The following is a 7,606-nucleotide window of genomic DNA, read 5'->3' as shown; positions in this document are numbered from 1 at the left end:
GCCGGGGAGGTGATGAATAGTCGTACTGACGTGGTGCGTGCGCCGGTTGGGGCGCGGGAGGCGGGAGGGCGCGGCGAGGGCGCCGAACGCGCCAATACGGATTTCACCTTTGGCGGCCGGGCGTGTAATGTCTTCACCGCTCGCCCCAATAGCTCAGTCGGCAGAGCGTCTCCATGGTAAGGAGAAGGTCAACGGTTCGATTCCGTTTTGGGGCTCTGATGTGAGAGATCTTCCGTCGCCCGGCGGGGGTCGCCGCATCGTGGCGGTGTAGCTCAGTCGGTAGAGCAAGCGGCTCATAATCGCTGTGTCACCGGTTCAAGTCCGGTCACCGCTACTTCACTGACAGTAGCCGATTGTGGGCTCGGTCCTCCGATCGGCTACTCTTTCTGCGTTAATTCCGTCCGTTCGTCAAGGAGCACTCACGTGGCTGCCACAGACGTCCGCCCGAAGATCACGCTGGCCTGCGTGGAGTGCAAGGAGCGGAACTACATCACGAAGAAGAACCGGCGTAACAACCCGGACCGTATGGAGATGAAGAAGTTCTGCCCGCGCGACAACCGGCACACCGTGCACCGCGAGACGCGCTGAGCGCCTGAGTTCCGCTTCACCGCTCCACTGTCTTCGCCATGAGGCCGCCCCCGGAGCCGGGGACGGCCTCGTGGTGTTTGGCGGGCCCGCCCGTAGGCTTCCGTTCGTACGCTCTCGCAGGAGGTGCCGTCGATGGCGCTCGATCAGTCCTTCACCGGGCGGACGTATCCGCCCGCCCGTCCGTATGAGGTGGGCAGGGAGAAGATCCGCGAGTTCGCGGAGGCCATCGGCGACGACAGTCCCGCTTACGTGGACATGGCGGCGGCGAAGGAGCTCGGCCACCCGGACGTGATCGCGCCGCCGACCTTCGTGTTCACCCTCACCTTCGACGAGGCGATGCGCGTGGTGCGCGATCCGCAGCTCGGCCTGGACTACGGCAGGCTGGTGCACGGCGACCAGAAGTTCCACTACGTGCGCCCCGTGTGCGCCGGTGACCTGCTCTCCGTCACCTCCACCATCGAGTCGATCAAGTCCCTCGCGGGGAACGAGGTCATGGACGTCCGCGGCGATGTGCACGACGCGCAGGGAGAGCTCGTGGTGACCGTGCACACCAAGCTGGTCGTCCGCGCGGCGGAAGGGGAGTGACCCAGATGACAGCCAAGGTCGCGTACGCCGATGTCGAGGTCGGCGCCGAACTGCCCGCGCGGAGCTTCCCCGTGGACCGCGCGACGCTCGTGCGGTACGCGGGCGCCTCGCGGGACTTCAACCCCATCCACTGGAACGAGCGGTTCGCCAAGGAGGTCGGGCTCCCGGACGTCATCGCGCACGGCATGTTCACCATGGCGCAGGCGGCCCGCGTGGTGACCGACTGGGCCGGCGACCCGGGGGCCGTGGTGGACTACGGCGTCCGCTTCACCAAGCCGGTCGTCGTGCCGGACGACGCCGAGGGCGCCCTGATCGAGGTCTCCGCGAAGGTCGGGGCCAAGCTGGACGACGCGGAGCGGACGGTCCGGGTGGACCTGACCGTCACCAGCGAGGGGCGGAAGGTGCTCGGTATGTCCCGGGCGGTCGTCCGGCTGGCCTGACACCGGCCCCCCGGCCCTTCGGACCTCCCGGCCTCCCGGCCCTGGGGCCTCGAGGGCACCAGGGTGTCGGCCGGGTGTTGACATAGTTAGTGAGTAGCCAATAACTTAGTCGCATGGTCAGGATGAGCGCCGAGGAGCGGCGCGAGAGCGTCATCCGTGCGGCGATGACCGAGTTCGCCCGCGGCGGGTACCGGGGCACGTCCACGGAGGTCATCGCGCGGCGCGTCGGCGTCTCCCAGCCGTATCTCTTCCGGCTGTTCAAGAGCAAGGAGGAGCTCTTCCTCGTCGTCGCGCGGCGCTGTGTCGCCGAGGCCCGGCAGCGGATGACCGAGGCGGCGGACGGGCTTGAGCCGCACGAGGCGCACGACGCCATGGCCGAGGCGTACAAGCAGCTGCTCGCCGACCCGGACACGCTGCTCCTGCAGATGCAGGTGTACGTCGCCGTCGCCTCGGCGGAGGCGACGGGGGACCACGCGTTCGGCGCGGAGGTGCGCGCCATGTGGGAGGAGCTGTGGGACGCGCTGCACCTGGCGCTCGGCGCCGACGTCGGACAGACGACGGAGTTCCTGGCCTTCGGGATGCTGATCAACGTGCTCGCCTCGCTGGGCTACCCGCAGGGGCACCGGGTGTGGGAGGGGTTCGACATCGTGCCGTGCCCGAAGCCGTCGGCTGACTGAACCGGCGCGCCGGTCCTCCGGCCTCCGGCTCTCCGATCCGGCGTTCCGGCGTTCCGGGCCGGCTTCGTACGCCGTAAAAACTTAGTGACTGATAACTAATTTCAGGGGGAACCTATGCAGCACCACCCGCCCACCGCGCCGCCCACCGCGCGCGGCAGCGCCGTCTGGGCCCTGGTCGTCACCAGCGTGGCCAGTTTCATGGGCGCGCTCGACAACCTCGTCGTCACCACGGCCCTGCCCCGGATCCGCGAGGACCTCGGCGGCGGCCTGGAGGACCTGGAGTGGACGGTGAGCGCGTACACCCTCACCTTCGCCGTCCTGCTCCTGACCGGCGCCGCGCTCGGCGACCGGTTCGGGCGCCGGCGGCTCTTCGCCATCGGCATCGGGATCTTCACCGCGGCGTCCGCGGGGGCCGCGCTCGCGGACGGCATCGACGCGCTGGTCGCCGCGCGGGCCGTGCAGGGGGTCGGCGCCGCGATCCTGATGCCGCTCAGCCTCACCCTGCTGACCGCCGCCGTGCCCGCGGCCCGGCGGGGTACCGCGCTCGGCGTGTGGGGGGCGGTGCAGGGCGTGGCCGTCGCCACCGGGCCGCTGGTCGGCGGCGCGCTCACCGAGCACATCTCCTGGCACTGGATCTTCTGGCTGAACGTCCCCATCGGGCTGGTGCTGATCCCGCTGGTGCTGCTGCGGCTCGACGAGAGCCACGGCGCGAAAGACCGCCGGCTCGACCTCACCGGCACGGCGCTCGCCAGCGTCAGCCTCTTCGGCGTCGTCTACGGCCTGGTGCGCGGCAACCCCGACGGCTGGACGAGCGGCACCGTCCTGGCCGGGCTGGTCGGCGGCGGCCTCCTGCTGCCCGTGTTCGTCGGCTACGAGCTGCGGGCCGCGTCCCCCATGCTGCCGATGCGGCTCTTCAGGAACCGGGCCTTCAGCTCCGTCAACGCGGCGAGTCTGCTGATGTTCGTCGGCATGTTCGGCTCGATCTTCCTGCTGAGCCAGTTCCTCCAGGGCGTCGGCGGCTACTCGCCGACCGAGGCCGGGGTGCGGATGCTGCCGTGGACCGGTATGTCGCTGATCGTCGCCCCGCTCGCGGGCGTGCTCTCCGACCGGATCGGGGGCGGTCCCGTCGTCGCGGCCGGGCTCGCGCTCCAGGCCGTCGGGCTCGGCTGGATCGCGGCACTGGTCTCGGCGGACTTCTCCTACGGGGCGTACCTGCCCGCGTTCCTGGTGAATGGCGTGGGCATGGCGATGTACTTCGCGCCTGCCGCGAACGTCGTGATGTCCGCCGTGCGCCCCCACGAGCAGGGCATCGCCTCCGGCGCGAACAACGCGCTGCGCGAACTGGGCGGCGCACTGGGCATCGCCGTCCTCGCGGCCGTCTTCGCGGCGCGCGGCGGCTACGAGTCGCCCCAGACGTTCGCCGACGGGCTGCGCCCCGCGCTGTGGGCCGGAACCGCGGCGGTGGCCGTGGGCGCCCTGGCGGCCCTCCTGATCCCGGGGGCCCTGCGGGGCGGGGGCATCCCTTCGCCTGTGGCGCAGACCTCCCCAGCGCAGACCCCCCAGGCGCAGAGCACACCGGTGTCCGGTCAGGGGCGCGGGGAGCTGCGCACGGACGGGGCGGGTTCGGCGAGGCCATGACAGAGCGTACGGGGCGGACGCGGGCCCGGACCGGACCGCTCCGCCCCGTACGCTTGGGCCCGTGCAGGACGACAACCACGCAGCCACCGACGCCCCCCTCGCCCCGCTGACCACGCTCCGGCTCGGCGGGCCCGCCCGCCGCCTCGTCACCGCCACCACCGACGACGCGCTGGTGCGGGCGGTACGGGAGGCCGACGACACCGGGACCCCGCTGCTGCTCATCGCGGGCGGCAGCAACCTCGTGATCGCGGACGAGGGGTTCGAGGGCACCGCCGTGCGGATCGCCACCTCCGGGTTCCGGCTGGACGGCACCCGCCTGGAGCTGGCCGCGGGGGAGAACTGGTCGGACGCCGTCGCGCGGACCGTGGACGCGGGGCTGGCGGGCATCGAGTGCCTGGCCGGCATCCCGGGGTCGGCGGGCGCGACCCCGGTGCAGAACGTCGGCGCGTACGGCCAGGAGGTGGCCGCCACCCTCACCGAGGTCGTCGCGTACGACCGGCGGGAGCGGGCCACCGTCACCCTCGCGGGCGCCGAGTGCGGCTTCGCGTACCGGCACAGCCGCTTCAAGGCCGACCCCGAGCGCTTCGTCGTGCTGCGGGTGCGGTTCGCGCTTCAGGACGCGGGCGGCCGCTCGGCGCCGCTGCGCTACGCGGAGACCGCGCGGCTGCTCGGTGTCGAGACCGGCGCGCGGGTGCCGCTCCCCACCGCGCGCGACACCGTGCTGAAGCTGCGCGCCGGGAAGGGCATGGTGCTCGACCCCGAGGACCACGACACCTGGTCGGCGGGCTCGTTCTTCACCAACCCGATCCTGGCGGAGGCCGAGTTCGCCGCCTTCGCCGCGCGTGTCCGCGAGCGGCTCGGCGCGGACGCGGCGCCGCCCGCCTTCCCGGCGGGGGAGGGGCGCACCAAGACCTCGGCCGCCTGGCTGATCGACCGCGCGGGCTTCACCAAGGGGTACGGCTCGGGCCCGGCCCGGATCTCCAGCAAGCACACTCTCGCGCTCACCAACCGGGGCTCCGCGCGCACCGCCGACCTGCTCGCGCTCGCCCGCGAGGTGCGGGACGGGGTGCGGGACGCCTTCGGGGTCACCCTGGTCAACGAGCCGGTCACCGTCGGCTGCGCGCTGTAGCCGTCCCCGGCCCTGGCTCCGGCCCCGTCTCCGGCCCCGGCCGCGTCCGCGAGCGCCTGCCCGCGGCGACGCCGACCACCTGATGCACCGTCGCCGGGTCGTCCAGCAGTGCGAGCATCAGGTGTGCGACGTCCGCGCGGACGACGGTGTGGCTGCGCGGCACCGCGCCGCCGATCCGCTTCTGGTACGCGCCCGTCGGCGGGCCGTCCTTCAGCTGCGGCGGGTGGACCAGCGTCCAGTCCGTGGCGCTGGCCCGGATCTCCCGCTCCATCAGCCGCAGATCGGCGTAGATGTCCTTGAACACGCGGCCGATCAGCGGCCACATCACCGCGCGGAACAGCAGGCTCTCGCCCTCGGGGACCGGCCCGGCGGGCGGGGCGCTCACCGCGACATAGCGGCGCACGCCCTCCGCCTCCAGGGCGCGCAGGATCGTCCGGGTGCCCCGCGATGCGATCCCGGCGGCCTTGTTGGTGGGCGCGCCCAGCCCGGACAGCGCCGCGTCGCGCCCCGCGACCGCCGCGCGCAGCGGTTCGGGGTCCGCCAGCTCGGCCGTGACCACCTCCAGCCGCTCGTGCCGCACCGGCAGCCGGTCCGGGTTCCGTACCACCGCCGTCACCTCGTGCCCGGCGTCCAGTGCCTGCCGTACGACCTGCTGTCCGGTGCCGCCGCTCGCGCCGAAGACCGTCAACCGCATGGTGTCGCGCCTCTTCCCTCGATCAGGGTGGGTAAGTGCTCACTCACCCCTTAGGGTGCGGGCATGCCCAACCGGAAGTCAACGCGTCCCACCCGCGAGCGGATCATCGACGCCGCCGAGCATCTGCTGCGCACCGCCGGGCTGGTCCGCACCACCACCAAGGAGATCGCCCGCGAGGCGGGCTGCTCCGAGGCGGCCCTCTACAAGCACTACCGCAGCAAGGAGGAGATCTACGTCCGTGTCCTGCGGGACCGGCTGCCCCGCCTCAACCCGCTGCTCGACGAGCTGGCCCGGGACCCCGGCGATGCGGGGGTGGCGCACAACCTCACCCGCGTCGCCGGGCACGCCGTGCGCTTCTACGCCGAGAGCTTCCCCATCACCGCCTCCCTGTTCGCGGAGCCCGCGCTGCGCAAACGGCACTTCGACGGCGTACGGGAGCTGGGGCAGGGCCCGCACAAGCCGCTGGAGGCGCTCGCCGGCTATCTGCGCGCCGAGCGCGAGCGCGGTGCGATCCGGGCCGACGCCGATGTCGACGCGGCGGCCGCGCTGCTGCTGGGCGCCTGCGCGCAGCGGGCGTTCGTCTACGACGCGGCCGAGGGCGCCCCGGCGCCCGAGAGCGACGAGGTGTTCGTGGCGGGGCTCGTGCGGACCCTGATGCGCGGGCTGGGCGGCGAAGGGTAGACGAGACGAGGGGAGGCGAGGGGCACGGCCCGCGCTCAGGCGGCCAGCCAGGCGTCGATGTCGGCCAGCGTCTTCTCCCGCAGGTCCGCCGGCATCGCGGAACCCCGTACGGACTGGCGGGCCAGCTCGGCGACCTCCGCGTCGGAGAAGCCGTGCGCCTCCCGCACCAGCTCGTACTGCGCGGCCAGCCGGGAGCCGAACAGCAGCGGGTCGTCGGCGCCCAGCGCCATCGGCACCCCGGCCCGCCACAGCGCGCGCACCGGCACGTCCTCCGCCTTCTCGTACACCCCCAGCGCGACATTGGACGCCGGGCACACCTCGCAGGTGACGCCCTGTTCGGCGAGCCGCGCCAGCAGCCACGGGTCCTCGGCGGCGCGCACTCCGTGGCCCACGCGCCGGGCGCGCAGGTCGTCCAGGCAGTCGCGCACGCTGAACGGGCCCGCCAGCTCCCCGCCGTGCGGCGCCGCCAGCAGCCCGCCGTCCCGCGCGATGGTGAAGGCGCGGTCGAAGTCCCGCGCGAACCCGCGCCGCTCGTCGTTGGACAGCCCGAAGCCGACCACGCCCCGGTCCCGGTAGCGGACCGCGAGCCGGGCCAGCGTACGGGCGTCCAGCGGGTGCTTCATCCGGTTCGCCGCGACCAGCAGCCGGATGCCGAGCCCGGTCTCCCGCGCGGCGCTGTCCACCGCGTCCACGATGACCTCCAGCGCGGGCGTGAGGCCGCCCAGCCGGGGCGCGTACGAGGTGGGGTCGACCTGGATCTCCAGCCAGCGCGAGCCGTCCCGCACGTCCTCCTCGGCGGCCTCGCGCACCAGCCGCTGGATGTCCTCCGGGGTGCGCAGGCAGGAGCGGGCGATGTCGTAGAGCCGCTGGAACCGGAACCAGCCGCGCTCGTCGGTCGCGCGCAGCCTGGGGGGCTCGCCGCCGCTCAGCGCGTCCGGCAGGTGGACGCCGTACTTGTCGGCCAGTTCCAGCAGGGTGCCGGGGCGCATGGAGCCCGTGAAGTGCAGATGCAGATGGGCCTTCGGCAGCGCCCGCAGATCCCGCCCCGTACCCTCGCCGTTCGCGCTTTCGTGCAACATCCCCAGATCCTGCCGTACCGGCGTGTGCGACCGGTAGCCGGTTCCCCCGGAGGAGCCGGGGGAGCTGGACGAGAGGGCCGGGGCCCCGAGAGCGC

The 7,606-nt window shown here is 73.0% G+C and carries 9 protein-coding genes and 2 tRNA genes; 9 read left to right on the top strand and 2 right to left on the bottom strand.

Translation table 11 applies throughout. The annotated features are described in order from the left end of the window. Nucleotides 1–142: 142 nt before the first annotated feature. The 8 genes from G5C65_RS00915 (at nucleotide 143) to G5C65_RS00880 (ending at nucleotide 5,057) form a co-directional block, all read left to right on the top strand. A tRNA-Thr gene (locus tag G5C65_RS00915) sits at nucleotides 143–215 on the top strand. Nucleotides 216–261: 46 nt separating this feature from the next. Then, nucleotides 262–334 (top strand) — tRNA-Met (locus G5C65_RS00910). An 89-nt stretch (nucleotides 335–423) separates the two neighbouring features. Then, nucleotides 424–588: a 50S ribosomal protein L33 gene (gene rpmG / locus G5C65_RS00905; protein ID WP_165296608.1), complete on the top strand. Its 165-nt coding sequence runs from the start codon at nucleotides 424–426 to the stop codon at nucleotides 586–588. Between the two features lie 132 nt (nucleotides 589–720). Continuing rightward, nucleotides 721–1,173, top strand: a complete 453-nt coding sequence (locus G5C65_RS00900; RefSeq protein WP_165296607.1) for a MaoC family dehydratase N-terminal domain-containing protein — start codon at nucleotides 721–723, stop codon at nucleotides 1,171–1,173. Nucleotides 1,174–1,178: 5 nt separating this feature from the next. Beyond that, complete coding sequence (locus G5C65_RS00895; protein WP_165296606.1) at nucleotides 1,179–1,613, top strand: MaoC family dehydratase; 435 nt, start codon at nucleotides 1,179–1,181, stop codon at nucleotides 1,611–1,613. Between the two features lie 113 nt (nucleotides 1,614–1,726). Continuing rightward, the gene (locus G5C65_RS00890; RefSeq protein WP_165296605.1) at nucleotides 1,727–2,290 is read left to right on the top strand and encodes a TetR/AcrR family transcriptional regulator; all 564 of its coding nucleotides are present in this window, start codon (nucleotides 1,727–1,729) and stop codon (nucleotides 2,288–2,290) included. A 114-nt stretch (nucleotides 2,291–2,404) separates the two neighbouring features. Continuing rightward, entirely contained in the window at nucleotides 2,405–3,928 is a 1,524-nt protein-coding gene (locus G5C65_RS00885; RefSeq protein ID WP_165296604.1) for an MFS transporter, read from the top strand. A 61-nt stretch (nucleotides 3,929–3,989) separates the two neighbouring features. Further along, nucleotides 3,990–5,057, top strand: a complete 1,068-nt coding sequence (locus tag G5C65_RS00880) for a UDP-N-acetylmuramate dehydrogenase (protein WP_165296603.1) — start codon at nucleotides 3,990–3,992, stop codon at nucleotides 5,055–5,057. Here the strand turns inward: G5C65_RS00880 and G5C65_RS00875 are convergent. After that, nucleotides 5,035–5,751 (bottom strand): NAD(P)-dependent oxidoreductase, encoded by a 717-nt coding sequence (locus tag G5C65_RS00875; protein WP_165296602.1) that lies wholly within the window; start codon nucleotides 5,749–5,751, stop codon nucleotides 5,035–5,037. The two genes, G5C65_RS00880 and G5C65_RS00875, sit on opposite strands and share 23 nt — an antisense overlap. A 63-nt stretch (nucleotides 5,752–5,814) precedes the next feature. Here G5C65_RS00875 and G5C65_RS00870 point away from each other — a divergent pair, with 63 nt between their 5' ends. Then, a complete protein-coding gene (locus tag G5C65_RS00870) occupies nucleotides 5,815–6,432 on the top strand; it encodes a TetR/AcrR family transcriptional regulator (protein ID WP_165296601.1) in 618 nt (205 codons plus the stop codon). A 35-nt stretch (nucleotides 6,433–6,467) separates the two neighbouring features. Here G5C65_RS00870 and G5C65_RS00865 read toward each other — a convergent pair whose 3' ends face one another. After that, nucleotides 6,468–7,511 (bottom strand): adenosine deaminase, encoded by a 1,044-nt coding sequence (locus G5C65_RS00865; RefSeq protein ID WP_165296600.1) that lies wholly within the window; start codon nucleotides 7,509–7,511, stop codon nucleotides 6,468–6,470. Between the last annotated feature and the right edge of the window lie 95 nt (nucleotides 7,512–7,606).

This window comes from Streptomyces boncukensis (assembly GCF_011045075.1).
Taxonomy (GTDB): domain Bacteria; phylum Actinomycetota; class Actinomycetes; order Streptomycetales; family Streptomycetaceae; genus Streptomyces; species Streptomyces boncukensis.
This window is presented reverse-complemented; position numbering and strand designations above follow the sequence as displayed.